At 46.8% G+C, this 25,593-nt stretch carries 17 protein-coding genes, 1 tRNA gene and 2 rRNA genes (1 of these 20 only partly in view); 18 read left to right on the top strand and 2 right to left on the bottom strand.

The features are described 5' to 3' along the window. Window positions 1-3: 3 nt before the first annotated feature. The 15 genes from NST84_RS27850 to ligA all read left to right on the top strand — a co-directional run bounded on the left by NST84_RS27850 (window position 4) and on the right by ligA (window position 19,346). Window positions 4-1,200: an ABC transporter ATP-binding protein gene (locus tag NST84_RS27850; protein ID WP_342563254.1), complete on the top strand. Its 1,197-nt coding sequence runs from the start codon at window positions 4-6 to the stop codon at window positions 1,198-1,200. Continuing rightward, window positions 1,188-2,030 (top strand): glycosyltransferase family 2 protein, encoded by an 843-nt coding sequence (locus NST84_RS27845; RefSeq protein WP_342563253.1) that lies wholly within the window; start codon window positions 1,188-1,190, stop codon window positions 2,028-2,030. Before NST84_RS27850 ends, NST84_RS27845 begins: the two co-directional genes overlap by 13 nt. Before the next feature lie 18 nt (window positions 2,031-2,048). Next, window positions 2,049-5,240: a glycosyltransferase gene (locus NST84_RS27840; protein WP_342563252.1), complete on the top strand. Its 3,192-nt coding sequence runs from the start codon at window positions 2,049-2,051 to the stop codon at window positions 5,238-5,240. Between the two features lie 23 nt (window positions 5,241-5,263). After that, window positions 5,264-6,214 carry an NAD-dependent epimerase/dehydratase family protein gene (locus NST84_RS27835; RefSeq protein ID WP_342563251.1) on the top strand — a complete coding sequence of 317 codons (951 nt, stop codon included), beginning with the start codon at window positions 5,264-5,266 and terminating at the stop codon, window positions 6,212-6,214. After that, a complete protein-coding gene (locus tag NST84_RS27830; protein ID WP_342563250.1) occupies window positions 6,211-6,954 on the top strand; it encodes a sugar phosphate nucleotidyltransferase in 744 nt (247 codons plus the stop codon). The genes NST84_RS27835 and NST84_RS27830 overlap by 4 nt, the downstream gene beginning before the upstream one ends. Before the next feature lie 18 nt (window positions 6,955-6,972). Further along, window positions 6,973-7,521 carry a dTDP-4-dehydrorhamnose 3,5-epimerase gene (rfbC, locus tag NST84_RS27825; RefSeq protein WP_342563249.1) on the top strand — a complete coding sequence of 183 codons (549 nt, stop codon included), beginning with the start codon at window positions 6,973-6,975 and terminating at the stop codon, window positions 7,519-7,521. Between the two features lie 36 nt (window positions 7,522-7,557). Then, window positions 7,558-8,580 carry a dTDP-glucose 4,6-dehydratase gene (gene rfbB, locus NST84_RS27820; RefSeq protein ID WP_342563248.1) on the top strand — a complete coding sequence of 341 codons (1,023 nt, stop codon included), beginning with the start codon at window positions 7,558-7,560 and terminating at the stop codon, window positions 8,578-8,580. An 8-nt stretch (window positions 8,581-8,588) separates the two neighbouring features. After that, complete coding sequence (gene rfbD / locus NST84_RS27815) at window positions 8,589-9,452, top strand: dTDP-4-dehydrorhamnose reductase (protein WP_342566537.1); 864 nt, start codon at window positions 8,589-8,591, stop codon at window positions 9,450-9,452. A gap of 129 nt (window positions 9,453-9,581) precedes the next feature. Then, the gene (locus NST84_RS27810) at window positions 9,582-10,538 is read left to right on the top strand and encodes a glycosyltransferase family 2 protein (RefSeq protein ID WP_342563247.1); all 957 of its coding nucleotides are present in this window, start codon (window positions 9,582-9,584) and stop codon (window positions 10,536-10,538) included. 146 nt (window positions 10,539-10,684) lie between these two features. Beyond that, window positions 10,685-11,638 (top strand): glycosyltransferase family 2 protein, encoded by a 954-nt coding sequence (locus NST84_RS27805; RefSeq protein WP_342563246.1) that lies wholly within the window; start codon window positions 10,685-10,687, stop codon window positions 11,636-11,638. Then, window positions 11,635-13,035, top strand: coding sequence for an undecaprenyl-phosphate glucose phosphotransferase (locus NST84_RS27800; protein WP_342563245.1), 1,401 nt, complete (start codon window positions 11,635-11,637; stop codon window positions 13,033-13,035). Before NST84_RS27805 ends, NST84_RS27800 begins: the two co-directional genes overlap by 4 nt. A 99-nt stretch (window positions 13,036-13,134) precedes the next feature. Next, window positions 13,135-14,001, top strand: coding sequence for a phosphatidylinositol-specific phospholipase C/glycerophosphodiester phosphodiesterase family protein (locus NST84_RS27795; protein WP_342563244.1), 867 nt, complete (start codon window positions 13,135-13,137; stop codon window positions 13,999-14,001). Between the two features lie 144 nt (window positions 14,002-14,145). Further along, on the top strand, window positions 14,146-14,853 hold the full coding sequence (locus tag NST84_RS27790) for a heptaprenylglyceryl phosphate synthase (protein ID WP_342566536.1): 708 nt from the start codon (window positions 14,146-14,148) through the stop codon (window positions 14,851-14,853). 16 nt (window positions 14,854-14,869) lie between these two features. Then, a complete protein-coding gene (pcrA, locus tag NST84_RS27785) occupies window positions 14,870-17,236 on the top strand; it encodes a DNA helicase PcrA (RefSeq protein ID WP_342563243.1) in 2,367 nt (788 codons plus the stop codon). A 97-nt stretch (window positions 17,237-17,333) separates the two neighbouring features. Then, a complete protein-coding gene (gene ligA / locus NST84_RS27780; protein ID WP_342563242.1) occupies window positions 17,334-19,346 on the top strand; it encodes an NAD-dependent DNA ligase LigA in 2,013 nt (670 codons plus the stop codon). Between the two features lie 97 nt (window positions 19,347-19,443). Here ligA and NST84_RS27775 read toward each other — a convergent pair whose 3' ends face one another. Beyond that, on the bottom strand, window positions 19,444-20,718 hold the full coding sequence (locus NST84_RS27775; RefSeq protein WP_342563241.1) for a molybdopterin-dependent oxidoreductase: 1,275 nt from the start codon (window positions 20,716-20,718) through the stop codon (window positions 19,444-19,446). 208 nt (window positions 20,719-20,926) lie between these two features. Next, window positions 20,927-22,183: an MFS transporter gene (locus NST84_RS27770; protein WP_342563240.1), complete on the bottom strand. Its 1,257-nt coding sequence runs from the start codon at window positions 22,181-22,183 to the stop codon at window positions 20,927-20,929. A 458-nt stretch (window positions 22,184-22,641) separates the two neighbouring features. Between NST84_RS27770 and NST84_RS27765 the strand changes: the two genes are divergently transcribed. The 3 genes from NST84_RS27765 to NST84_RS27755 all read left to right on the top strand — a co-directional run. Then, window positions 22,642-24,189, top strand: a 16S ribosomal RNA gene (locus NST84_RS27765). Window positions 24,190-24,293: 104 nt separating this feature from the next. Then, window positions 24,294-24,369 (top strand) — tRNA-Ala (locus NST84_RS27760). A 193-nt stretch (window positions 24,370-24,562) separates the two neighbouring features. After that, a 23S ribosomal RNA gene (locus tag NST84_RS27755) occupies window positions 24,563-25,593 on the top strand (it continues 1,895 nt past the right edge of the window). The 16S and 23S rRNA genes sit together here with 1 tRNA gene alongside, the layout of an rRNA operon.

The following is a 25,593-nucleotide window of genomic DNA, read 5'->3' as shown; positions in this document are numbered from 1 at the left end:
TATATGAAAGAATTTGATAATTCTAAATTAATTGAAGTGAATAAAATTTCGAAAGTATACAAAATTTACGAAAAGCCAACTGACAGAATTAAGGAGGTTTTTCATCCTTTAAGAAAGAAACTCCACCGAGATTTTATGGCTTTAAATGACATCAGTTTCTCTGTTGGGAAAGGGGAAACGGTAGGTGTCTTAGGCAAGAATGGTTCGGGGAAATCTACTCTTTTAAAAATTGTAACTGGAGTTCTACAACCGACGACTGGAGAAGTCCGAGTTAATGGGAAAGTATCTGCACTTTTGGAATTAGGAGCGGGGTTTAACCCGGAATTATCTGGCATTGAGAATGTATATATGAATGGAACTATCATGGGATATAGTAAAGCAGATATGGACGCTAAAATGCAGTCTATCTTGGATTTTGCGGATATTGGTGAATTTGTGACTCAGCCAGTGAAATCATATTCGAGCGGTATGTTTGCGAGATTAGCCTTTGCCGTGGCGATTAATGTTGACCCGGATATATTGATAGTAGATGAAGCTCTGTCTGTTGGAGATGCACACTTTCAAGAGAAGTCGTTTACTAAAATGAAGCAATTTAGAAATGAAGGGAAAACTATTTTTTTTGTGAGCCATTCCATTTCTAGTGTTCGGAACTTTTGTGACAGAGCCATTTGGATTGAAAATGGAAAAATTAAAATGATGGGCAGAGCAGAGGACGTTTGTACAGAATATCAAGATTATATAAATGAACAGAAGGAGGAACTCTTTACCGTCGATAACGCTAAACCCGACACTTCAAATAACAAAATTATAATTAAAGATGTTAAAGTTAATAAAGATCAATACTTTATTGACGACGATATTACTGTTTCTATTGAACTAGAATTTGTTGAGAATATTATCAATTATGGTATAGGTGTTATTATTCATAATACATCGGGTGCTGTTGTTACATTATATAATACAGTGCGTGATGACATCTATTTTGAAGCGACCCATAAAAAAATTGTTTTAACTATTCCGAATAATGATTTTGTTAGAGGTAAATATTATGTGACTGTTAGTATTTCAGATGAACTATCCATGTTCCCATATGATCGAAAAGATTACGTGGCGAAATTTTCTGTTGAAGCAAAAAGAAACAAAAATGGGATTCCTATTGCTGATGGAATGTTTAGGAGTAAACACCAATGGGATTATTAAATGAGTCTAATCTAACGGTAGATAATGAGAGGCTTTTTACTTATAGACGTGATTTAGGTGTTGTGAGAATAATAGCGATAATTAGAATTAGAAACGAAGCCCTTATACTTAAAGATACTCTAGATTCGTTAAGCATGTTTGCAGATGGAATTGTCTGTTATGATGATGCGAGCACCGATGGTTCTTTTAACATATTAAAAGATCATCCTAAAGTTTTGGCTGTTGTTAGAAACTATAAGTGGAAGACCAAACCGAGTGAACGGATTAGTTGTGAAACTGAACACAGAAATAAGTTGCTTCACTTGGCTTCGACATATCAGCCTGAATGGGTGTTTTGCGCAGATGCAGATGAGCGCTATATAGGCGACATTAAAGGGTTCATAGATAGTGACGAGGCGATTGATGTTGATATTGTGAAAATACAGTTGTTCGATGCCTACTTGACTCAAAATGATTATGAGCCTATAACTTCCGGAAAGAAGCTACTAAATTTTAGACGTTTTTTTGGACCGGAAAGAAGAGATATAATTATGATGTGGCGATTAAATGAGAATATAAAATTCCGTGGTTTGGATTCAAGAGAGCCAGTATATACCTCAAACGAAAAAATCATAACTCGGTTCTATTGCCAACACTATGGAAAATCGCTTTCTATACAACACTGGGAAGAAACCTGCGAATATTATATTAATCATTTTCCATTCGAACCGTATGGAGCTAAATGGATAAAGCGTAGAGGAAAAGCAATTCATGTTAAATCTGATTTTGATATGCCTCTATACGAATGGGGAACTGTTTTGTTTGAAAACGCAATAAATATCAGTCCTTAGACTAGGAGAGAGAGTTTAATGAAAATATTATTTACTATTGCTGATTTACAGTATTCAGGTGGCACAGAAACATTGACTTATACAATACTAAAAGAATTAATTTCTAGAAATCATCAAGTTTTTTTATATACGTCTAGAATTGGCGATATAGCAGGTAGATTCATTGATTTAGGTGTTGTAGTAGTCGATAACCTGATGGAACTACCTGATGATATAGAGATTATACATGCTCAGCATCAGATGGAGGCTATCCTTGCCTATATAAGATACCCTTTAGTACCAATGGTGTTTACGGCTAATGGAATTATCCCTTGGCAGGAACAACCGATCCTAGTTCCCTCAGTCGTAAAATATATAGCTGTTAGCGAAGAGGTCAAGAGCAGTTTAATAACTAATTGGAATATCCCTGAAAGTCTCATTGAAATAGTGAGGAATGGAATTGATAGAAAACGTTTTTATCCAAAGAGTCCTATTAATAAAATCCCTCGAAATTTACTGCTCCTTTCCAACCGCTTTACTCCAAAAGTTGAAGAAGTATTATTAGAAGTTGCTTCTGAAATGAATTTGAAATTAGAAATAATCGGCCAATCAGTTCGTAACCTTTGGAATGTAGAAGATAAGATTCTTGATGCAGACATTGTCGTCTCCTTAGGTAGAGGGATCCTGGAAGCTATGAGTTGTGGACGAATTCCACTCGTTTTTGATTATAACGGTGGAGATGATATTGTTACGAGTAACAATTATTATGAAATAAGAAAAAATAATTTTTCAGGTCGTGCCTTTAAGAGGGATTTTACTCCAGTGGAAATAGTGGAGAGAATTAAAGAGGCTTATATTGAAGATACTGTGCAACAGAATTTGGAATTAATTGAAAAGTATCATGATATTCAGGTTATTGTAGATCAAATAATAAATATATATACTGGCATTCAGCATATAGTTATTGTTAAACAAGATTCATATAAAATAATTTCAGAATACCTTTTCTCAGGATATATGTATTCGGGAAAAGAAATAGTTAATAAAGAAAAGAATATTCGTTATTTAATAGAAGTAAATAAAGAAACTAAGGCTGGTATTGAAAAAAGCACAGAAACAATAAACGAATTATCTAAAAGTGTAAATGAATATGTTCTAAGAAATCAAGCTTTACAGCAGGAAATTAATGAAGCCACTCTAATGTCGAATGAATTAGGGGCTCAAGTATCTCAACTTAGCAATGAAATTAAAATGTTACAACTTGAATTTAATGAAGATAAGAAAAAAACAATGGAAGAAATGGATAAAAAGGAAAATAATTCTAAATACCTTCTTGAGTTGTGTGCAGAGAAGGACAAGCAACTAAGCCAAATTTATACTTCGCGAGCATGGAAAGCTATATTGAAAATTAGGAATGTAAAAAGGTTGTCAAAAAAAGCCTTGCGTAATCCTAAGTGGGCATTAAAAAAGATTGTTTATAGAAATTCTGTGAAGATCAGTCCTGTTAAAAAAGATTTAAAAAGTAAAGTATCGATTGATAATGACAATCCACTAATTAGTGTGGTAATTCCCATTTATGATCGTACAGATGTATTAAGAGAGAGTATTAATTCTATCCTTCAACAAAGTTACGAGAACTTTGAACTATTACTAGTATGTGACGGGTCGCCTAAGGAAACCTTGTCTATTGTTGAAGAATACGCTACACATCCCAAAGTTAGAATATTTAAATTTTTTAATAATAGTGGTAACGCAGTTAGAGGAAGAAACAAAGCAATAGTTGAATCTAGGGGACAATTCTTGGCATTTCAGGATAGTGATGATATCGCTGAAAGTAACAGGTTAGAATTGTCACTGCAATATATTGAAAAATATAAGGCTGATGTGGTTTATGGAGGATGGAGAGCTAAGGTAGATGGGACAAGAAGTATAGATATACAAGATGGACAAGAAGTATTTAGTCCTGATTGTGACTATGAAAAATTGTTGGAAGTTTGCGTCCCTTGCCAAAGCACAGTAATGGTGAGGTTAGCCGCTGTAAAAGCTGTTGGCGGTTTGAAAACATCAATGAAATATAGAGAAGACCATGAACTATGGCTTAGGCTTGCATATAATGGGTATAAGTTTAAGTCAATTCCCTTAATATTAACGAATTTAAGGTTGCATCAAAATAATTTAGAATTGAGCTTTAAAGATGAGGATAATATTTGGGTTGATCTGATGAATGAAGAACATAAAAAGACAATTAGTCTTAAACCAAAGATTGCATATGTTATCCCTGGATGTGGAATATCTGGAGGTATTGCTGTAATATGCCAGCATGCCAACAGATTATTAAATAGAGGCTATGATGTCATTCTAATAACAGAAGATAATTTAAAGGAGATTAGTTGGTTCCCAAAACAAAAAGTACAGATTGTTGGGCTGGAAGAAGCACCTGAGAATCTTGATATTGTAATAGCAACAGGTTGGAGTACAGCTTATACTATTGCAGAAATACCAGCTGCCAGAAAAATATATTTTGTTCAATCAGATGAAAGCAGATTTTACCCCGCTGGATCACTAGATAGCAAGCGAGCGTTAGAATCTTATAAATTAAATTATGAACTCATGACTGAAGCTAAATGGATTCAAAAATGGTTGTTAGAAAGCTTTGGTAAGAGTTCAGTATATGTACCAAATGGTTTAGATGAAGAAATTGTACACCATGATATACCAATAATTCCGAAAAAAGATAGAATAAGGGTTTTATTAGAGGGACCAATTGATATTCCATTTAAAGGTATGGAGGATGCCTTTTTAGCTGTAAAAGATTTGGATTGTGAAATTTGGTGTATTAGCTCCGCGGGGAAACCAAAAGAGGAATGGAGATGTGATCATTTCTTTGAAAAGGTTCCAATGATTAAAATGCGGGAATTTTATTCCAGTTGTGATATTCTTCTGAAAATGAGTAGAGTAGAAGGTTTCTTTGGGCCTCCACTTGAGATGATGGCCTGCGGCGGAGCATGTGTAGTCAGCAAAGTTAGTGGGTACGATGAATACATTATAAATGAACATAACGCATTAGTAGTAGAGATGGGAGATGTTGCAGGTGCTAAAGCAGCAGTCAAAAGGTTAATTGAAGATGAAGAGCTAAGAAGAAAATTGGTTGTAAATGGGAAGGTTACTGCAGATAATTGGAAGTGGGAGCCTACTATTGATATATTAGAGAAGTTTATACTATTAGGATAGAAATGTTTGAGGGGACTAGATAAATGAAAATTTTAGTAACTGGAGCTGCAGGATTTATTGGATCTCACATTGTTGATTCTTTAGTGGCGCAAAATCATCAGGTTGTCGGAGTTGATAATTTTTCTACAGGAGCACATGAAAACGTTAATGCTTACTCAAAAATATATGACATGGACATAAACTCTGAGGAGGTATCTACTGTTTTTTCTTATGAACGTCCAGAAGTTATTATTCATCATGCTGCTCAAATTGACGTTGGGAGTTCAATGAAAAACCCTTTGAATGATCAACATATTAATATCAGAGGTACATTGAACATATTAGAAAATATGAAGAAATTCGGAGGGAAAAAGATTATTTATGCTTCTTCAGCAGCAGTCTATGGAACTCCTAAATATCTACCCGTAAATGAAGCACATCCTATTGAACCGTTATCTTTCTACGGTATATCTAAATATACCCCAGAGAATTATATTAAGATATACTCGGAAGAATGCGGTTTTAAGTACACTATATTTAGATACAGTAATGTGTATGGCCCTAGACAAAGTGCTATTGGTGAAGCCGGGGTTATTTCAATTTTTATCAACAGACTTGCTAACAAGCAGGCTCCAATTATTCATGGAGATGGTGAACAGTATCGTGATTTCATTTATGTGAGTGACATAGTAAATGCCAATGTTAAAGCATTAGAATTAGGCGATGGGGAAATATTGAATCTTAGTATGTGTGAGACATCTACTATAAATTATCTGCTATCGTTATTGAAAAGAAATATGTCATCAGATATCCTCCCTATTTTTGATCAGGAAAGAGTTGGAGACATAAGAGAAAGTTGCTTAGATAATTCAAAGGCAAAGAAAATATTGGGATGGTCTCCTGAATATTCTTTAGAAGATGGAATCGGTGACCTTTGTAAATATTATAAAGAGAAAGAAGAAAAGCTTATATTTAATTTGGAGGCTGAAATATGAAAGGTATAATTCTAGCAGGAGGTACAGGCTCACGCCTATATCCTTTAACAAAGGTTACAAATAAACATCTTCTCCCCGTAGGCAAATATCCTATGATTTTTCACTCTGTATACAAATTAAAGCAAGCTGAGGTAAAAGATATTCTTATTGTCACTGGTAAGGAACATATGGGTGATGTTGTTAATTTGCTCGGAAGCGGTCGGGAGATGGGGGTTACCTTTACCTATAAAGTGCAGGATGAAGCTGGCGGAATTGCTCAAGCCCTTGATCTTGCAGAGCAGTTTGTAGGTCAGGATCAAATGGTTGTTATTCTTGGTGATAATGTATTTGAAGATGATATTTCGGCTTTCGCTGATAATTTCCGTGAACAAAAAAACGGAGCGAAAATTTTGATTCAACATGTCAATGATCCATCTCGCTTCGGGGTTCCGGAATTACAGGATGGACGTATTATATCTATAGAAGAGAAACCTGCCAAACCCAAATCAAACTACGCAGTAACGGGAATTTATATGTTTGATAACGAGGTGTTTAAAATAATTAAGACGATAACACCTTCCGCACGCGGTGAACTAGAAATCACTGATGTAAATAATGCATATATTAATCGTGGAGAGTTGACATTCGATATTCTTCAGGGCTGGTGGACCGATGCAGGTACGCATACTTCTCTTGCGAAAGCTAATAATTTAGCTCAGGAAATTACGTTTGGTGAAGAATTCGGTAAATTGAAACTATAGGTATGGGGGACTTATCTTATGAAGGTTACATCCTTACATTTGCAAGGTGCTGCTATTCTCGAACCGGTGGTCCATGGCGACAACCGGGGTTTTTTTATGGAAAGTTATAATGAAGAAGTAATGCAGAAGGCCGGGGTAAAGTTTAATTTTATCCAGGATAATCAATCGTTGTCAGCAGAGGTTGGAGTGCTTAGAGGTTTGCATTACCAGTTGAACCCGAAAGCTCAGACTAAGCTGATTCGTGTCCTTTCCGGTGTCATTTATGATGTAATTGTCGATGTCCGGCGCAGCTCACCTACCTTTGGGCAATGGGTCGGTGTAATTCTCAGTGAATATAATAAGCAGCAGCTGCTGGTGCCTAAAGGATTTGCCCATGGCTTCTGTACACTCGTTCCGAACACCCAAGTCCTCTACAAAGTGGACGAATACTATTCCCCTGAGAATGACCGCGGCATATTATGGAATGATCCGGCCTTAGGTATTGATTGGCCGGTATCCAATCCTGTGCTGTCTGACAAGGATCAGAGACATCCGGTGCTTAAGGATGCTGAGCTGAACTTCGATTAAAGTATCTCTATTTATAATTTAAAGGTGGTCTAACCCATGAAACTTCTAGTCACCGGCGGAGCCGGCTTTATCGGCAGCAACTTTGTAATATACATGCTGCAGCAGCATCCAGAGTATCAGATTGTTAACGTGGACGCGTTGACGTATGCAGGAAACCTTGAAAATTTGAAATCAGTCGAAGGAAACCCAAACTACACATTTGTCAAAGCTGATATTACAGATGTGGAAGCGATGGATAAGCTGATTGGCGATGGCATTGACGTTGTAGTCAACTTCGCCGCCGAGTCGCATGTGGACCGGAGTATTCTGGAGCCGGACGTTTTTGTGAAGACGAATGTATTGGGTACACAGGTGCTGTTGGATGCAGCCAAAAAATATAGCGTAACCAAGTTTGTCCAGGTATCCACGGACGAAGTATACGGAACACTGGGCGCTACGGGCCTCTTTACTGAGGAAACACCGCTTACTCCAAACAGTCCTTACTCAGCTAGTAAAGCTGGCGGAGACCTGCTGGTGCGTGCTTACCATGAGACTTTCGGATTACCGGTGAATATTACCCGCTGCTCGAATAACTATGGTCCTTACCAGTTCCCGGAAAAGCTGATTCCGCTGATGATTTCCCGCGCGCTGAATGATGGAGCGCTGCCGATTTATGGTGACGGGCTTAACATCCGTGACTGGTTGTATGTAGAAGACCACTGCAGCGCGATTGATCTTGTCATTCATAATGGCGTTATCGGAGAGGTTTACAACATCGGTGGCAATAATGAGCGGACTAATATGCATATTGTGAAGACGATTCTGGAGGAGCTGGGCAAACCTGAATCCTTAATTACCTATGTGCAGGATCGTCCTGGCCACGACCGCCGCTATGGAATTGACCCGGCTAAGATTACAAATGAGCTTGGCTGGAAGCCAAAGCACACATTCGAGACAGGCATCAAAGAAACCATTCAATGGTACCTCAATAATAAAGAATGGTGGACTCGTATCCAGTCCGGGGAATACCAGAAATATGCCGAGCTTCAATACGGCAGCCGTCTGGGGGATTCTCTGTAATGCCTAAGTTGAAAGTGCTGGTTACCGGATCTGCGGGACAGCTTGGGCAGGATCTCGTTCTGCTGCTGCAAAAGCAGGGGCATGAGGTGCTGGGCTGTGACCGTCAGGAGATGGATATCACTAATCTGGAGCAGTGTGTGGAGGTCATCGGCGGCTTCGGGCCGGATGCTGTTATTCATTGCGCTGCCCACACAGCGGTAGATGCGGCAGAGACCGATATTGATGCAGCCTATCTGATTAATGCTACCGGAAGCCGGAACGTGGCAGTAGCTGCTGAAAAAAATGGTGCAAAGCTGGTATACATTAGTACCGATTATGTTTTTGACGGGATGGGCAGCAAGCCTTACCACGAATACGATAATACCGATCCGCAGAGCATTTACGGCAAGTCCAAGCGGGCCGGAGAGATTCTGGTACAGTCTTTATCTTCCAAGTTCTTTATTGTCCGTACTTCATGGGTGTATGGTAAATACGGCAATAACTTTGTAAAAACCATGCTGAAGCTCGGCCAGGAAAAACCGCAGCTGCAGGTTGTTGATGATCAGAAGGGTTCTCCAACCTACACTGTGGATTTGGCCAATTTTCTGTCTGAGTTGATTCAGACTGAAAAATATGGCGTTTATCACGCATCCAACTCCGAAGCCTGCACGTGGTATGAGTTCACACAAGCGATCTTCGCAGAAGCGGAAGACCTTCTCGGCCTGAAGTTCACTGCCAAGCTTGAGCCTTGCGGTACTGAGCAGTTTCCCCGTCCGGCGCCGCGTCCACGCTATTCTGTGATGGAGCACCTGTCCATCCGGACGAACGGGTTCCAGGATATCCGGCCTTGGCGTGAAGGGCTTAGAGATTTTTTGCTGGAATTGAAAGAGTAGTCCAATCAACGGGGGATTCAACTATAGAGCTTCCGGTCCGCTGCTGCGGTCTGGGAGTTTTTTTGTTTTTTCGTTATAATGGGTTGAGCAAACCTATAAATGATGTCAAAGATTCGAGGTTATTATGACATGCTAAATCATAAAACGGTCAGTATACATATCGTTACCTATAACAGTGCAGATGATATTACAGAATGCCTTACCGCAGTGCTTGCCCAGGATTATCCTATTCATAGCATTGTTGTAGTGGATAATGCCTCCGGAGATGGCTCGGCTGGCAAGGTGGCTGAATTTTACAGCAGTGCAGATCTGCCCAAGCCCAAGCTCATCCTTATTGAAAAAAAAGTCAACACCGGCTTCGCCCCTGCCCATAACCAGGCCATAACTGCTACTGATACTGATTATGTGCTAGTACTGAACCCGGACTTGGCCCTGGCCGCTGACTACGTATCCAGACTCGTCAACCAGATGGAAAAGAATCCGCAAATCGGCAGTGCCACAGGCAAGCTGCTCCTGAAGGCAGACCCTACCCTGGTAGACAGCACAGGACTGCGGATGAACAAAGCCCGGCGTGCATTCGACCGTGGGGCTGGAGAACCGGCAGAGAATTGGACGGAATCAGGTGCCGTATTCGGAGTATCCGGTGCAGCCGCAATGTATTCCCGGCGGATGATTGAGGATATCAGCGTTGAGGGAGAGTTTTTTGACGGAGACTTCTTTGCCTACAAAGAGGATGTGGATGTGGCATGGCGGGCTCAGCTGTTCGGCTGGCAGGCTTACTTTGATGCAGCAGCAATTGGTTATCATGAGCGGGGCTGGAAGACAGCCGGACGGGGCGGCAAGTCAATATTTATCCGCAGAATTTCCTACATTAATCGCTATAAGATGATCTATAAGAATGAGCCCTCCCGCACGTTGCTTCAGACCTTCATTCGCTCCCTACCGTATGAGCTTGCTGCACATGGATATATGCTGCTTAAAGAACCCGGCCTGATTAAAGCCTGGTCCTCATTCCGGGCACAGCTGACCAGCCTGAAGGATAAACGCCGATATGTACAGAAGAAGGCAGCTGGTAAGAGAAGCTAGCATATAATTCCTTAATGAATAGCATCGAATCTGGAATAACCAAAATAATTCTGTAAAAACCTCCCTAACCGGCCGCTGCCTATCAGGGAGGTTTTTATGTTATAATGTTGTCGATAGATTACTATATTTGTCAGGAGCGTAGTGCAGTGAATGTAGATGTAAGTATTTTAATCCTCAATTACAACACCTGCCGCCTGACGATGGACTGCATCAGGTCGGTGTATGAGTCGGATACGAACTTTTCCTATGAGATTATTTTAATAGATAACAACTCGCACGATGATTCGGTTGAGCAGATCAGCAGGGAGTTTCCGGATGTGACGCTGATTGCGAATAAGGAGAATGTCGGATTTGCCCGCGGCAACAATCAGGGGATGGAGGTTGCCTCCGGACGTTATGTGCTGCTGCTGAACTCGGATACGGTGATCCGCCGGGATACGCTGGAGACGATGGTGGCCTTTATGGATACCCGCCCCGATCTGGGGGCTTCGGGCTGTAAGGTTATTTTGCCGGACGGCTCGCTGGATAAGGCCTGCAAGAGAGGGTTCCCGACACCTGCCGCCTCTTTTTATTACGCATTTGGCTTCAGCAAGCTGTTTCCGGACAAACCCAGATTTAACGGTTACCAGTTAGGATACTTGGACCCGGATGAGGCTTATCCTGTTGATTGCCTGGTCGGGGCTTTTATGCTGGTCCGGCGTAAGACGATTGATCAGGTGGGCGGGCTGGATGAGGAATTCTTTATGTATGGTGAGGATCTGGACTGGTGCTACCGGATTAAGGAAGCGGGCTGGGGAATTCATTATTATCCGCAGACCCATATCATTCATCTGAAGGGCGGCAGTGCGCGGCGCAGACCGTTCAAGATCGTATATGAGTTTCACAGAGCGATGATCTTATTCCACCGTAAGCATTATAGCAGGCAGTACAACAGTATAGTTAATGGTACGGTGTATGCCGGAGTCGCCGTCAAGTTTATGCTGTCACTTGCCGTCAATGCCCTGAGAGCACCGCGTCCGGTGCCTACTCCGGCACAGAGTCTTACTGCTTCCGCAGAAGCGGGACCAAAGATTGAATCGAAGGCTGAGGTGAGATTATGATCCGCCGTAATCAGAAGTTTTTGACCCAGCTTTATATGGTTGCTGACTTTCTGGTAATCCAGCTGTCCTTTCTGGCGGCCTGGTGGCTGAAATTCCGCAGCGGCTGGCTGGAGTCCTATAACACGCTCCCGGTGGAATCTTATGCCTACTGGAGCATTATGTACGGTGCCATTTCCGTGCTGATCGGGATTGTGCTCTCACTCTATCTGCCGAAGCGCAAGAAGCGTTTTGTCGATGAATTTTTGAAGATCTTCCAGGTACATGTGATGGCGATTTTCATTCTGCTTGGCGTGATGTTCTTCCTGAAGGAAATTGATGTTTCCCGCCAGTATCTGGCCATTTATATGGGCTTTAACATTTTGTCCATTATGCTATACCGCTATGTGTTGAAGACGATGCTGAAATCATTACGCGAAAAAGGCTACAACCGCCAGTTTGTGCTGATTATCGGTGCAGGCTCTCTGGGCAAAAGATTCTACAATAACCTGATCCAGTATCCGGAGCTGGGTTATGAAACGATCGGGTTTCTGGATGACTTCCATAAATGGGACGGGATCGAGGAGCAGCGCTACAAACCGATTCTGGGCACAGTGGATGAGCTGTCCGGGATCCTGGAAATGCTGCCGGTCGATGAGGTCATTCTGGCGCTGCCGCTGGATGCCCACTCCAAATATCCTGCCATCATAGCTGCCTGCGAAAAAGCCGGTATGCGGACGCTGATCATCCCTGACTTCTTTGACTATCTTCCGGCGCGCCCGTATTTCGATAATTTTGCCGGAATGCCGATGATTAACGTACGTGATATTCCGCTGGATATGGCCGGGAACAGGCTGGCCAAGCGGTCGTTTGATATTGTTTTCTCACTGTTCGCCATCCTTATGCTGTCGCCGATTATGCTGATCGTGGCCATTGGGGTGCGGCTCACATCACCGGGACCTGTCATCTTTAAGCAGGAACGGGTAGGCCTGAACCGCCGCAATTTCATGATGTATAAGTTCCGGTCGATGAAAATGCAGACGGACTCTGAAGTTGACACAGGCTGGAGTACCAAGGATGACCCGCGCCGCACGCGGTTCGGGACCTTTATCCGCCGAACGAGCCTGGATGAGCTGCCGCAGTTTTTTAACGTATTGTTTGGGCAGATGAGTGTCGTAGGTCCGCGCCCGGAACGTCCGTATTATGTGGAGCAGTTCCGTGACGAGATTCCCAAGTATATGGTTAAGCATCATGTGCGTCCGGGGATTACCGGCTGGGCACAGAGCAACGGTCTGCGCGGGGATACCTCGATTGAGGAGCGGATCAAGCATGACATCTTTTATATCGAGAACTGGTCACTGCTGTTTGATATCCGGATTATTTTCAGAACAATCCGCAACGGCTTCAAAAATGCCTACTAATTTTATAACGATCCCATAGAAACGGTTGAATTCCTTGCTATAAGGCCACAGCCGTTTTTGCTTTTTCTACTCTATCTTCAGTAAAGGAAACCCTCTATTATGGATAAAAGAAAACGGACTGCATATATCCTCATGGCTGCCGCCCTCGTCCTGCTGCTGGTAATTACGCTTTGGCCTCAGGAAGAGGAGCCGGCAACCGGTTTTACTGCACACAAGGTTATTGCCCATGCGATGGGCGGGATTAATAATCATACCTATACGAACACGCTGGATGCTTTTGTTGCCAACTACGAACAGGGTACCCGTGTATTTGAAACGGATCTGCTGCTCACTACGGATGATAAGCTGGTTGCCCGCCATGAATGGACCGGGAATATGAGCCGGCTGCTTGGTCAGCTCGATGTGCTGCCGGCCGCCAAGCAGGGTGCTGTACTCAGCTATGAGGAAGTGATGGACAGCCCGATACTGACGCTTTATTCCCCGCTGGATATCGATAAAATCATGGACCTCATGGCGGCTTATCCGGATGCTTACATCGTGACTGATACAAAGGAGCTTGAGCCGGAGCTCGTAACCAGACAGTTTGAACACATCGTAGAAGCTGCTAACCGTAAAGATCCTGCGCTGCTTTCGCGGATTGTACCTCAAATCTATAGCCGTGATATGCTTGATGTGGTTAAGAAGGTTTATGATTTTCCGGAAGTGATCTTTACGTTATATCAGTCCTACGACAGTGATGAACAGGTGGTTCAGTTTGCACAGGAAACGGGTGTGGAGATTACGATGCCGGTGACCAGAGCAACCAAGAGCTTTGTTCATAAGCTAAAACAGGCGGGAGCCCGAGTCTATGTGCATACCGTTAACGATGAGGACGAAATCACGAGGCTGTCCCGGATGGGCGTCGACGGGTTTTATACGGATTTTGTGTCAGAAGAGGACTTGGGCCGGATGCGGGGCGTACGCTGATTACCTGCAAGTTGAAATAGAGATATAAATTCCAGCCGGATTTTTATTAAATCAGCTTGGTGAACTGACGGTTATATACTATAATTAAAAGGCGAAAAAGTGTTCGTATTTTTAAACAGTAAGGATGGACGACGGATGAACGAAATGCGGCAGATGATACAGCCCTGGCGGCATGTATTCAAGCTGGACCCGGACCGTGAACTTGGAGACAGGGATCTTGATGTTATTTGCCGGTCCGGAACGGATGCCATTCTGGTAGGAGGCTCTACCGGCGTCACTTATGAGAATACGGCCGGACTGCTCTCCAGGCTGCGGCGGTATGAGCTTCCCTGTGCACTGGAGGTTTCAGAGCTTGAGGCGGCTGTTCCCGGCTTTGACCTGTACATGATTCCTATGGTGCTGAATACGCCGCACACAGACTGGATTCTCGGACATCACCGCAGAGCCATAGAGCGGTTTGGCAGTCTGATTCCGTGGGAGATGGTGCTGACGGAAGGATACATTGTTTTAAACGAAGACTCCTCAGTGGCAAGACTTACAAATGCTGACAGTAGTTTGAGCGGCCGTGCCGCTGCTGCGTATGCGGAGATTGCGGACAAGCTGATGGGACTTCCGGTCGTTTACCTTGAATACAGCGGGACGTTCGGTGATATGAATGTTGTCCGGGAAGTGCGGGAGTCGGTCGAGCACAGCCAGCTTTTTTACGGGGGCGGAATTACCGGGGAAGCTGAGGCTGAGCAGGCCGCAGCCCTTTGCGATACCGTCGTTGTGGGCAATATTATATACCGTGATGTACAGCAGGCGCTGCTTACTGTGCAGGCGGTTAAGAAGACGCTGAAGACAACTATTTGAAAGGAGCATGTCACCCATGCAACTTATTAACATACAGGATGCCGTAAGCCGGCTGAATCCTCCGCAGCGTAAGGCTGTAGAAACGACTGAAGGGCCGCTTTTAATTATGGCCGGAGCGGGCAGCGGTAAGACCCGTGTGCTTACCCACCGGATTGCCTGGCTGATTGCGAACCGTATGGCGCCGCCGTGGGCGATCCTGGCGATCACCTTTACGAATAAAGCGGCCCGTGAGATGCAGGAGCGTGTCTCCAAGCTGGTCGGAGAGGAGGGCCGGGATATTTGGGTATCCACCTTCCACTCCATGTGCGTAAGAATTCTGCGTAAGGATATTGAACGGATCGGTTTTACCTCTAATTTCTCCATTCTTGATTCTTCTGATCAGCTGTCTGTTATCCGCAATTGTATGAAGGATTTGAATATCGATACCAAGAAATTTGAGCCCAAAGCGGTACAGGCGGTAATCAGCACAGCGAAGAATGAACTGATAACACCGGCGCAGTATGAACAGAAGATCGGCGATCATTTTGAAGGCCTGGTGGCAAAAGTATACACCAAATACCAGCAGCGGCTGAGAAGCAACAACTCGCTTGATTTTGATGACCTGATTATGAAGACAATCCAGCTGTTTAAAGAAGTACCTGAGGTGCTGGATTTCTACCAGAAGAAATTTAAGTACATCCATGTCGATGAGTACCAGGATACGAACCGGGCGCAGTATATGCTCTGCCGGATGCTGGCTGACGGCCATCACCGGATCTGCGTAGTCGGCGACAGCGACCAGTCGATTTACCGCTGGCGCGGAGCGGACATTACCAACATTCTTAACTTTGAAGAGGACTACCCGGAAGCAACCACCATTCTGCTGGAGCAGAACTACCGCTCGACCTCCAATATTCTGAATGCAGCGAACGGCGTTATCGCACTGAATACAGGCCGTAAACCGAAGAAGCTATGGACGGATTCGGACGAAGGTGCGAAGATCAAGGTTTTCCGCGGTGATACCGAACATGACGAAGGATACTTCATCACCGGAGAGATCAGTAAGAATGTTAAGCAGGGACAGGCGTACCAGAATCATGCCATTCTGTACCGTACCAATGCCCAGTCCCGTGTAATAGAAGAAATTCTTATTAAGTCCGACATTCCTTATCAGATCGTGGGCGGGATCAAGTTCTATGACCGTAAAGAAATTAAGGATATCCTTGCGTATCTGCGGCTCCTATCCAACCCGGATGACGATATCAGCCTGGCGCGGATTATCAATGTACCTAAGCGCGGACTCGGGGATACTACCATTGGCAAGCTGGCTGTGGCGGCGGCTGAACGGAATGTTTCGATTTTCCGGGTGCTGCAGACTGTGGATGATCTCGGCTTTGCCGGCCGGACGCGCAATGCGCTGGTTGAATTCTATGACATGATTGAAGCACTGCACCGGATGGTGGAGTTCCTGTCGGTAACCGAGCTTACCGAGAAGATTCTGGAGCTGTCCCAGTACCGGCTGGAGCTGCAAAATGAGAATACGCTGGAATCCCGCGCCCGGCTGGAGAACATTGATGAGTTCCTGTCCGTGACGATGGAGTTTGAGAAAAATAACGAAGACAAGTCGCTGGTTTCCTTCCTGACGGATCTGGCGCTGATTGCCGATATCGACAGCATGAACAACGACGAAGAGGACCGCAGCGACGCGGTTGTGCTGATGACGATGCACAGTGCCAAAGGTCTGGAGTTCCCGACTGTATTCATCATCGGCCTGGAGGAGGGCGTGTTCCCGCACAGCCGTGCCTTCCAGGACAATGATGAACTGGAAGAGGAACGCCGGCTGGCGTATGTAGGCATTACGCGCGCAGAGAAGCAGCTGTTCCTCAGCTGTGCAAGAATGCGCACGCTGTTCGGGCGGACGACGGCCAACCCGCCGTCCCGCTTCCTGGAGGAGATTCCCGAGGAGCTGAAGGAAGACACCGTCCGGGAATCGGACCGCTTCCGGCGCGGCGGCGCGGAGGTGGGCGGTGCCTATGGCGGCCGCGGCTTCGGCGGCGGCGGCCGGGGGAACTTCGGCAGCCGGGCCACAGGCGGTGCCGGCACTTCGCAGGCTGGCGGGAAAAGCGCCAGCCTGGGCGGCAGCACCGCGTCCGCTGTCCCTGGGGCAGGACGCGTGACGGTAACGACCGGCAGCGGCGCGCAGCGCGCTACGGGAGGGGCTGCTGCGGCGGCGGCCGGCGAGTTCAAGGCCGGCGACAAGGTAGCCCACGGCAAATGGGGCACCGGCACCATTGTGTCCGTGAAGGGTACCGGCAACGATACGGAGCTGCAGATTGCTTTTCCGGCGCCGGTTGGAGTGAAACGGCTGCTCGCCGGATTTGCGCCAATCACCAAAGTCGAGTAACCGCAGGGTTAGCGCAGGCGATTTTAGAAAATAAAGAGATATAGAACTGTTATTTCTATTGCTAGATACAATCCTTATAACGGAGGGATATGCCCGGATGGACGTTATGCATACCATGGAAGAGCTTGTTGCTGAGCTGAATAAATACAATTACCACTATTACACCTTGGATGCCCCGTTAGTCAGCGATAAGGAGTATGATGTGCTCTACGATAAGCTTGTTCAGCTGGAAGCAGAGAGCGGCCTAGTTCTGCCCGACTCCCCTACCCAGCGGGTTGGAGGCGAGCTGCTGAAGGGGTTCACCCCGCACCGGCACCTTGCGTCCCTGTGGAGCCTGGACAAGGCGCAGAATATTGAACAGCTGCGCAGCTGGAATACCCGTGTACTCAAGCTGGTAAATGACTATAATACGAAAAATCCGGACAATCCTCTGCCTGAGCCCTGCTATGCGGTAGAGCTGAAATTTGATGGTTTAACGCTTAACCTCACATATCAGGACGGACGGCTTGTGCAGGCTGCGACACGGGGCAACGGGGTAACCGGTGAAGGCATTCTTGCCCAGGTCAAGACGATCAAGTCTGTGCCGCTCACCATCCCGTTCAAGGAGGGCCTGATTGAAGTCCAGGGTGAAGGGATTATGAATCTGTCCGTACTGGCCGATTACAACACACGTGCGGCCGAGCCGCTAAAGAATGCGCGCAACGGGGCAGCAGGTGCACTGCGCAACCTGAATCCTAAGACGACCGCGGAACGCAGGCTGAACGCATTCTTTTATAACGTGGGTTATGCCGACGGGGTGCAGTTTGCCGATCATCAGCAGATGATGGATTTTCTGCGGAATAACCGGTTTAAGGTGAACCCTTATCTTACCTATTATGATAAATTCGATGATGTTACCGAGCAGCTGGCGGAGATCGAGGAAAAGCGTGCCGGTCTGGATTATCTGATCGACGGAGCAGTCATTAAGGTGACTGATTTCAGGATCCGCGAAGCGCTGGGCTATACGGATAAGTTCCCGCGCTGGGCAGTAGCCTACAAGTTCGAGGCGGAAGAAACAACGACCATTCTGGAATCGGTCAGCTGGAACGTGGGGCGCACAGGTAAGGTAACTCCTCTGGCCCGTGTAGAAGCAGTGGAGCTTGCCGGTGTTACCGTGCAGAACTGCACACTTAATAATGTAGGCGACATCGAACGCAAAAATCTGAAGCATGCGCTGGGGACCCGTGTCTTCATCCGCCGCTCCAATGATGTTATTCCGGAAATTCTCGGCAAAGTAACGGAAGAGAGTGACGGCGAAGAGATTATTTTCCCGGAAAACTGCCCATCCTGCGGCTTCCCGCTGGAAATGCGCGGAGCGCACCTGTTCTGCAACAATAAGCTGGACTGCAAACCGCAGATTGTCAGCCGGATCACGCATTTCGCGTCGCGGGATGCAATGGACATTGAGACCTTTAGCGAAAAGACAGCCGGCCAGCTGCATGAAGAGCTGAATGTGCGTGAGCCGGCTGATCTGTACGAGCTAACCTTTGAGCAGCTGGTCAAGCTGGACCGCTTTGGGGAGAAGAAGGCAGACAACCTGCTTAAAGCGCTTGAGGAGAGCAAAGGCCGGGATCTGGCCTCCTTCCTGTATGCGCTGGGTATTCCAAACACAGGCAAGGCAACCACACGGATGCTGGCCGATCACTACCGTAGCCTGGAATCTGTTATGAACGCAACCGCAGAAGAGCTGTCCGGTCTGCCGGACATCGGCGGAATTGTGGCGGAGAGTATCGTAAACTTCTTTGCAGATCCTTTTGTAGTGGTGAGTATTAACCGGATGCTGGAGCTGGGCGTACAGGCCAAAGCACCGGAAGCGCCACGCCAGGTTAGTACCGATTCCTTCTTCAGCGGCAAGACGGTTGTTCTGACCGGTTCCCTGCAGAAGCTGACCCGTGAAGAGGCGGCAGAGCGGCTGGAGGCCCTGGGGGCCAAGGTGTCCGGCAGCGTCTCCAAGAAGACGGATCTGGTCATTGCCGGTGAAAAGGCAGGCAGCAAGCTGGCCAAAGCCCAGCAGCTCGGCATTCAGGTCATCGAGGACGAAGATGAACTGATCCGGCTGCTGGAACTGTAGCTGCTTTAGAGTAATTTGGAAAGCCTGCGAACTTAAAAAGCCCTGTAATTTCTATGCTTAACGGCAAAGAATTACAGGGCTTTCTTATTTGAATAAACTATACCCGCTTGGCACCAGGCAGCCAGGCATCCTTATCATAACCGCGCTGTTCCCAGTATCCGACATGATCCTCCGCAATTAACTCAATGCGGTTAAGCCATTTAACTGATTTGTAGGCATACATCTGAGGGGTCACCAGGCGTACAGGGCCTCCAAGCTGATTGGGGATCGGTACGCCGTCGTGCATTACTGCGACCATTACATCTTCCATGCGGGCCTGCGGCAAGGTCAGGGAGTCGGTGTAGACGCCGTCGCCGGAGTAGAGCTTGACCATTACCGCTTCGCTTTTCACTCCAGCCATATCGAGCAGCTTATACAATGGGAGGCCCTCCCAGGTATTTTTATATACGGACCAGCCAGTTACGCAGTGAAAATCACTGACCGATACCTCACGCTGCAGCTTCACGAACTCTTCCCAGTTCCAGGTGAATGGTTTGTCGACCAGCCCATCAATCGTAAAGGACCAGTTCGAGTTATCAAACGCCGGAATATCGGTCACCGTGTATACCCGGAAGCTGCCCTCTGCACCGCCGCCGATTGGCGGAGAGGAAGCTGACAGCGGAACGGGGTCGGGAATAAGCGCGTTAGCATTATTGGCAGCATAGTCTGCAGTACCGGGCAACTGGAGAGACTTGCCGATCCACCGGACAAAGGTCGGTCCAACCGTAACTGCCAGACCTGCCCCGACAGCCAGCTTGATGAAGCCGCGCCGTGTGTATACAGGCTGAGGAGTACGTCCGGCTGCAGGACGTTTTACGTCAGTAGCAGTATCCGAGCCTGCAGGACCTCCTGTTTCGGCAACCAATGAACGCTTTCGCGGCTCTTTAAGCCACTTCACCCGGGTAATAGAGTGATAGATGATGACTGGAAGCCCGATCCAGGTCAGCAGATCATGAATCAAAAGCGCCGCATTTGCCGCTCGCGGACCGGCAAGCCTGAACTGCCAGAGCACAATTCCTGATATAAGCCAACCGATTAGAAGCACCAGCACGAAAAGGACATTTGCCTTTTGGCCAGTTTTTCCGTCTAGTCTTTTCCAGTGCTTAGCGGCAAGCAGCAGATAATAAATAACGGGGATAAGCAGTGCCAGACCGAAGCCGATATGTGCCCACTTCAGCCATACTCTGCCCTCACCCAGTATCTCGCGCCAAAAGCCGCCTACCAGCAGCAATCCGCTCACAGCCAGAAACAACACCAGCCAGGCATTCCAGCGGTGAATGGAAACGAGCTTTTTGCCATACCCCTTACGGATGCCAGCCAGCCTATTTTTCATGGATATCACTCCTTCAGCTTCAAATGCTACCAGTTTACTTCAAGTTTGAATTAATTAATTGTACCGCAAAAAACAGCGGTTGAATAATCTGCCGTGCAAGATCCGCCGCAGGCTCTGATGTACGATATAAAGGATATTAAAAAGCCCAGTATTCTCTTGTCGGGAGAAGGCTGGGCCATATCATAAAATCAGGTATTTCAAAGAAAAGTTACTCAGCCGCCCATTGCTCCAGCTTCTTATCGCCGGGAAGCAGAAGTGCGGCCAATCCGAGCAGCGGCAGAAAGCCGCAGGCTACAAACACGGTAGTGATGTCAGTATGGTCAATGAGCTTACCGATGACTAAAGAGCCGATCCCGCCAAGGCCAAAGGCAAGTCCGGTGATTAAGCCTGAAACCGTCCCGATATTTCCCGGATACAGCATCTGTGCGTAGACAACGGTAACCGAGAAGCTGGACAATAAAACAAATCCGGAGATAATCAGCAGCACAGCCGCCCAAAAAGCATTCGCAAACGGAAGAATAAGCGCAAGCGGTACTGTGCCTACCATAGAAAGCAGAATCAGATTACGCCGTCCAAAGCGGTCGGCAAGCGGTCCGCCAAAGAATGTGCCGACAGCTCCAGCAGCCAGATACAAAAAGATATAGATTTGGGCGCTGTCAAGCTCCATGCCGTAATGATCCATTAAATAGAAAGCATAATAGCCCCCGATCGATGCCCCGTACCAGGAACGGACGAAGACGATAAAGACCAGAATCAGGGTAGCCATAAGTACTGCTTTCCGCCGTGCAGGATCAATCGCACCTGATGAGGCTTTTTTACGGAACGTATATCCGGCCTTCAGCATTCCACGGTACCACCGGGCGATATAAGTCTGAATGACAATCCCCGCAGCGGCAAAAAGAGTGAACCCAAGCGCACCGATCTGCCCGAAAGGAATGAATACCGCGTAGTTCAGCAAAGGCCCCAGAGATTGCCCGGCGTTCCCGCCGACCTGAAAGATCGACTGTGAGAGGCCCTTGCGCTGACCAGCCGCCATATGGGCTACACGCATGCCTTCCGGATGGAAGGCAGCTGATCCCAGTCCAACAAATATAATAGAGATAATCACCAGAATGTAGCTGTCGGCAAAAGCTAAAAGTAAGACGCCTGCAAACGTACAGCACATGCCAAGCGGCAGCAGAATAGGTCTTGGCTTACGGTCAGCAGCGAACCCGATTACCGGTTGAATCAGTGAAGAGGTAATATTCAGGGCAAAGGCAAGCCAGCCAATCTGGGTGAAGGACAGATGCAGATTATCCTTGAGGGTAGGGAAGAGTGCCGGAATTACTGCCTGAATAGAATCGTTGAATAAATGAACAAAGCTGACAGCCAGCAATATTCTGTAAATGGTGGCCTGCTGCTGATTGCGCTGCTCTTGGGTCTCAAGAGCAGATGCAGGGTTACCCTGCCTGAGGTTAGTATTCATCGATAATCCTTTCCATACAAGTGAAGTTAGGGGATAGCTTGCAAAAGCAATACAGATTCTATTGTAGCCACTGTCAGGGCTTCCTGGGAATCAAATTATGCTGAGGACCTGACGTAAACAGTCGGAAACGTAATTTTGTAAAAAAGGCTTGCAATCCTTTAATCAGCATGATATATTATCTCTTGTGCTTATGAGACATCAACGCCGAGTAAACGGGCCGAGAAAAAAATAAGTTGACAAGAATTACGAAAACATGATATTATCTAATTCCGGGCAAGAAACGAAAGTTGAATGCCGGAAGCAAGTTCTTTGAAAACTGAACAAATGGAACGCGTTAATTTTTACAAAGATTCATTTAATGAATCGTCAGTTTCAAAATGAGCAATCGCTCTTTTCGATAGTTTTCGGATGGTTATTTCCTCGGAGTCATTCGGGTGAAGTAGCTGCTCGGAAAAACCTTATTGGAGAGTTTGATCCTGGCTCAGGACGAACGCTGGCGGCGTGCCTAATACATGCAAGTCGAGCGGAGTTTATCCTTCGGGATAAGCTTAGCGGCGGACGGGTGAGTAACACGTAGGCAACCTGCCCCTTAGTCTGGGATAACTACCGGAAACGGTAGCTAATACCGGATAATTTCTCTTTTCGCATGAGAAGAGAATGAAAGGCGGAGCAATCTGCTGGTAAGGGATGGGCCTGCGGCGCATTAGCTAGTTGGTGGGGTAACGGCTCACCAAGGCGACGATGCGTAGCCGACCTGAGAGGGTGAACGGCCACACTGGGACTGAGACACGGCCCAGACTCCTACGGGAGGCAGCAGTAGGGAATCTTCCGCAATGGGCGAAAGCCTGACGGAGCAACGCCGCGTGAGTGATGAAGGTTTTCGGATCGTAAAGCTCTGTTGCCAGGGAAGAACGTCCGGTAGAGTAACTGCTACCGGAGTGACGGTACCTGAGAAGAAAGCCCCGGCTAACTACGTGCCAGCAGCCGCGGTAATACGTAGGGGGCAAGCGTTGTCCGGAATTATTGGGCGTAAAGCGCGCGCAGGCGGCTATTTAAGTCTGGTGTTTAAACCTTGGGCTCAACCTGAGGTCGCACTGGAAACTGGGTGGCTTGAGTACAGAAGAGGAAAGTGGAATTCCACGTGTAGCGGTGAAATGCGTAGAGATGTGGAGGAACACCAGTGGCGAAGGCGACTTTCTGGGCTGTAACTGACGCTGAGGCGCGAAAGCGTGGGGAGCAAACAGGATTAGATACCCTGGTAGTCCACGCCGTAAACGATGAGTGCTAGGTGTTAGGGGTTTCGATACCCTTGGTGCCGAAGTTAACACAGTAAGCACTCCGCCTGGGGAGTACGGTCGCAAGACTGAAACTCAAAGGAATTGACGGGGACCCGCACAAGCAGTGGAGTATGTGGTTTAATTCGAAGCAACGCGAAGAACCTTACCAGGTCTTGACATCCCAATGTAAGCATTAGAGATAGTGCCCCTCTTCGGAGCATTGGAGACAGGTGGTGCATGGTTGTCGTCAGCTCGTGTCGTGAGATGTTGGGTTAAGTCCCGCAACGAGCGCAACCCTTGACTTTAGTTGCCAGCAGGTAGTGCTGGGCACTCTAGAGTGACTGCCGGTGACAAACCGGAGGAAGGTGGGGATGACGTCAAATCATCATGCCCCTTATGACCTGGGCTACACACGTACTACAATGGCCAGTACAACGGGAAGCGAAGCCGCGAGGTGGAGCCAATCCCAGCAAAGCTGGTCTCAGTTCGGATTGCAGGCTGCAACTCGCCTGCATGAAGTCGGAATTGCTAGTAATCGCGGATCAGCATGCCGCGGTGAATACGTTCCCGGGTCTTGTACACACCGCCCGTCACACCACGAGAGTTTACAACACCCGAAGTCGGTGGGGTAACCCGCAAGGGAGCCAGCCGCCGAAGGTGGGGTAGATGATTGGGGTGAAGTCGTAACAAGGTAGCCGTATCGGAAGGTGCGGCTGGATCACCTCCTTTCTATGGAGAATCGTCATCTGCAATGATGACATTCAAATCGGAAGCTAAGCTTCCAAAAGCTTTGATTAACGCGTATCCATTTGCTCAGTTTTGATGGAATTTGAGGGGCCATAGCTCAGCTGGGAGAGCGCCTGCCTTGCAAGCAGGAGGTCAGCGGTTCGATCCCGCTTGGCTCCACCAACAAACTTCATCAATTTGTTATGTCTTGATCCTTGAAAACTGGATACCGAAACGAATTTGCGTTTTAGAACATTCCTTTAAGCTGAACTTGTGTAAACAAGTTTAATATTAATGGCGGTGCTAACGATGATCCTAATGGAAATAAAGGCTTTGAAGCAATTCAATGTCCGATATTTTCCGAAGGAAAAATCGAGGTTAAGCTAATAAGAGCACACGGAGGATGCCTAGGCGCCAGGAGCCGACGAAGGACGTGGCGAACAACGAAACTGCCTCGGGGAGCTGTAAGCAAGCTTTGATCCGGGGGTGTCCGAATGGGGAAACCCAGCTGTGGTAATTCGCAGTTACTCACATCTGAATACATAGGGTGTGCAGAGGCAGACCAGGGGAACTGAAACATCTAAGTACCCTGAGGAAGAGAAAACAATAGTGATTCCGTCAGTAGCGGCGAGCGAACGCGGAACAGCCTAAACCAGGGGGCTTGCCTCCTGGGGTTGTGGGACGTCTCACATGGAGTTACAAAGGAATATGGTAGGCGAAGAGGTCTGGAAAGGCCCGCGATAGAGGTAAAAGCCCTGTAGCCTAAACTGTGTTCTCTCCGAGACGGATCCCGAGTAGTGCGGGGCACGTGAAACCCCGTATGAATCCGGCAGGACCATCTGTCAAGGCTAAATACTACCTGGCGACCGATAGTGAAACAGTACCGTGAGGGAAAGGTGAAAAGCACCCCGGAAGGGGAGTGAAATAGAACCTGAAACCGTGTGCTTACAAAAAGTCAGAGCCCGATCTATGGGTGATGGCGTGCCTTTTGTAGAATGAACCGGCGAGTTACGTTTAACATGCAAGGTTAAGGTGAGAAGCCGGAGCCGCAGCGAAAGCGAGTCTGAATAGGGCGATTTAGTATGTGGACGTAGACCCGAAACCGTGTGATCTACCCCTGTCCAGGGTGAAGGTGCGGTAACACGCACTGGAGGCCCGAACCCACGTACGTTGAAAAGTGCGGGGATGAGGTGGGGGTAGCGGAGAAATTCCAATCGAACTCGGAGATAGCTGGTTCTCCCCGAAATAGCTTTAGGGCTAGCCTCGGTGAATGGAGTGATGGAGGTAGAGCACTGATTGGGTGCGGGGCCCGCAAGGGTTACCAAGCTCAGTCAAACTCCGAATGCCATTAACTTCTTGCCGGGAGTCAGACAGTGAGTGCTAAGATCCATTGTCAAAAGGGAAACA

The organism is Paenibacillus sp. FSL R7-0345 (assembly GCF_038595055.1).
Taxonomy (GTDB): Bacteria; Bacillota; Bacilli; order Paenibacillales; family Paenibacillaceae; genus Paenibacillus_AQ.
The sequence above is the reverse complement of the archived record's forward strand: the minus strand, read 5'-3'. Positions and strand labels throughout refer to the sequence as shown.

Excerpts from the sequence above, each read along its gene's own strand:
- NST84_RS27830 (WP_342563250.1), top strand. The coding sequence starts at position 6,211 with ATGAAAGGTATAATTCTAGCAGGAGGTACAGGCTCACGCCTATATCCT.
- NST84_RS27840 (WP_342563252.1), top strand. The coding sequence starts at position 2,049 with ATGAAAATATTATTTACTATTGCTGATTTACAGTATTCAGGTGGCACA.
- NST84_RS27850 (WP_342563254.1), top strand. The coding sequence starts at position 4 with ATGAAAGAATTTGATAATTCTAAATTAATTGAAGTGAATAAAATTTCG.
- NST84_RS27775 (WP_342563241.1), bottom strand. The coding sequence starts at position 20,718 with ATGAAAAATAGGCTGGCTGGCATCCGTAAGGGGTATGGCAAAAAGCTC.
- rfbB (WP_342563248.1), top strand. The coding sequence starts at position 7,558 with ATGAAACTTCTAGTCACCGGCGGAGCCGGCTTTATCGGCAGCAACTTT.
- NST84_RS27810 (WP_342563247.1), top strand. The coding sequence starts at position 9,582 with ATGCTAAATCATAAAACGGTCAGTATACATATCGTTACCTATAACAGT.
- NST84_RS27800 (WP_342563245.1), top strand. The coding sequence starts at position 11,635 with ATGATCCGCCGTAATCAGAAGTTTTTGACCCAGCTTTATATGGTTGCT.
- NST84_RS27795 (WP_342563244.1), top strand. The coding sequence starts at position 13,135 with ATGGATAAAAGAAAACGGACTGCATATATCCTCATGGCTGCCGCCCTC.
- pcrA (WP_342563243.1), top strand. The coding sequence starts at position 14,870 with ATGCAACTTATTAACATACAGGATGCCGTAAGCCGGCTGAATCCTCCG.
- NST84_RS27790 (WP_342566536.1), top strand. The coding sequence starts at position 14,146 with ATGCGGCAGATGATACAGCCCTGGCGGCATGTATTCAAGCTGGACCCG.
- rfbC (WP_342563249.1), top strand. The coding sequence starts at position 6,973 with ATGAAGGTTACATCCTTACATTTGCAAGGTGCTGCTATTCTCGAACCG.
- NST84_RS27770 (WP_342563240.1), bottom strand. The coding sequence starts at position 22,183 with ATGAATACTAACCTCAGGCAGGGTAACCCTGCATCTGCTCTTGAGACC.
- NST84_RS27835 (WP_342563251.1), top strand. The coding sequence starts at position 5,264 with ATGAAAATTTTAGTAACTGGAGCTGCAGGATTTATTGGATCTCACATT.
- ligA (WP_342563242.1), top strand. The coding sequence starts at position 17,334 with ATGGACGTTATGCATACCATGGAAGAGCTTGTTGCTGAGCTGAATAAA.
- NST84_RS27845 (WP_342563253.1), top strand. The coding sequence starts at position 1,188 with ATGGGATTATTAAATGAGTCTAATCTAACGGTAGATAATGAGAGGCTT.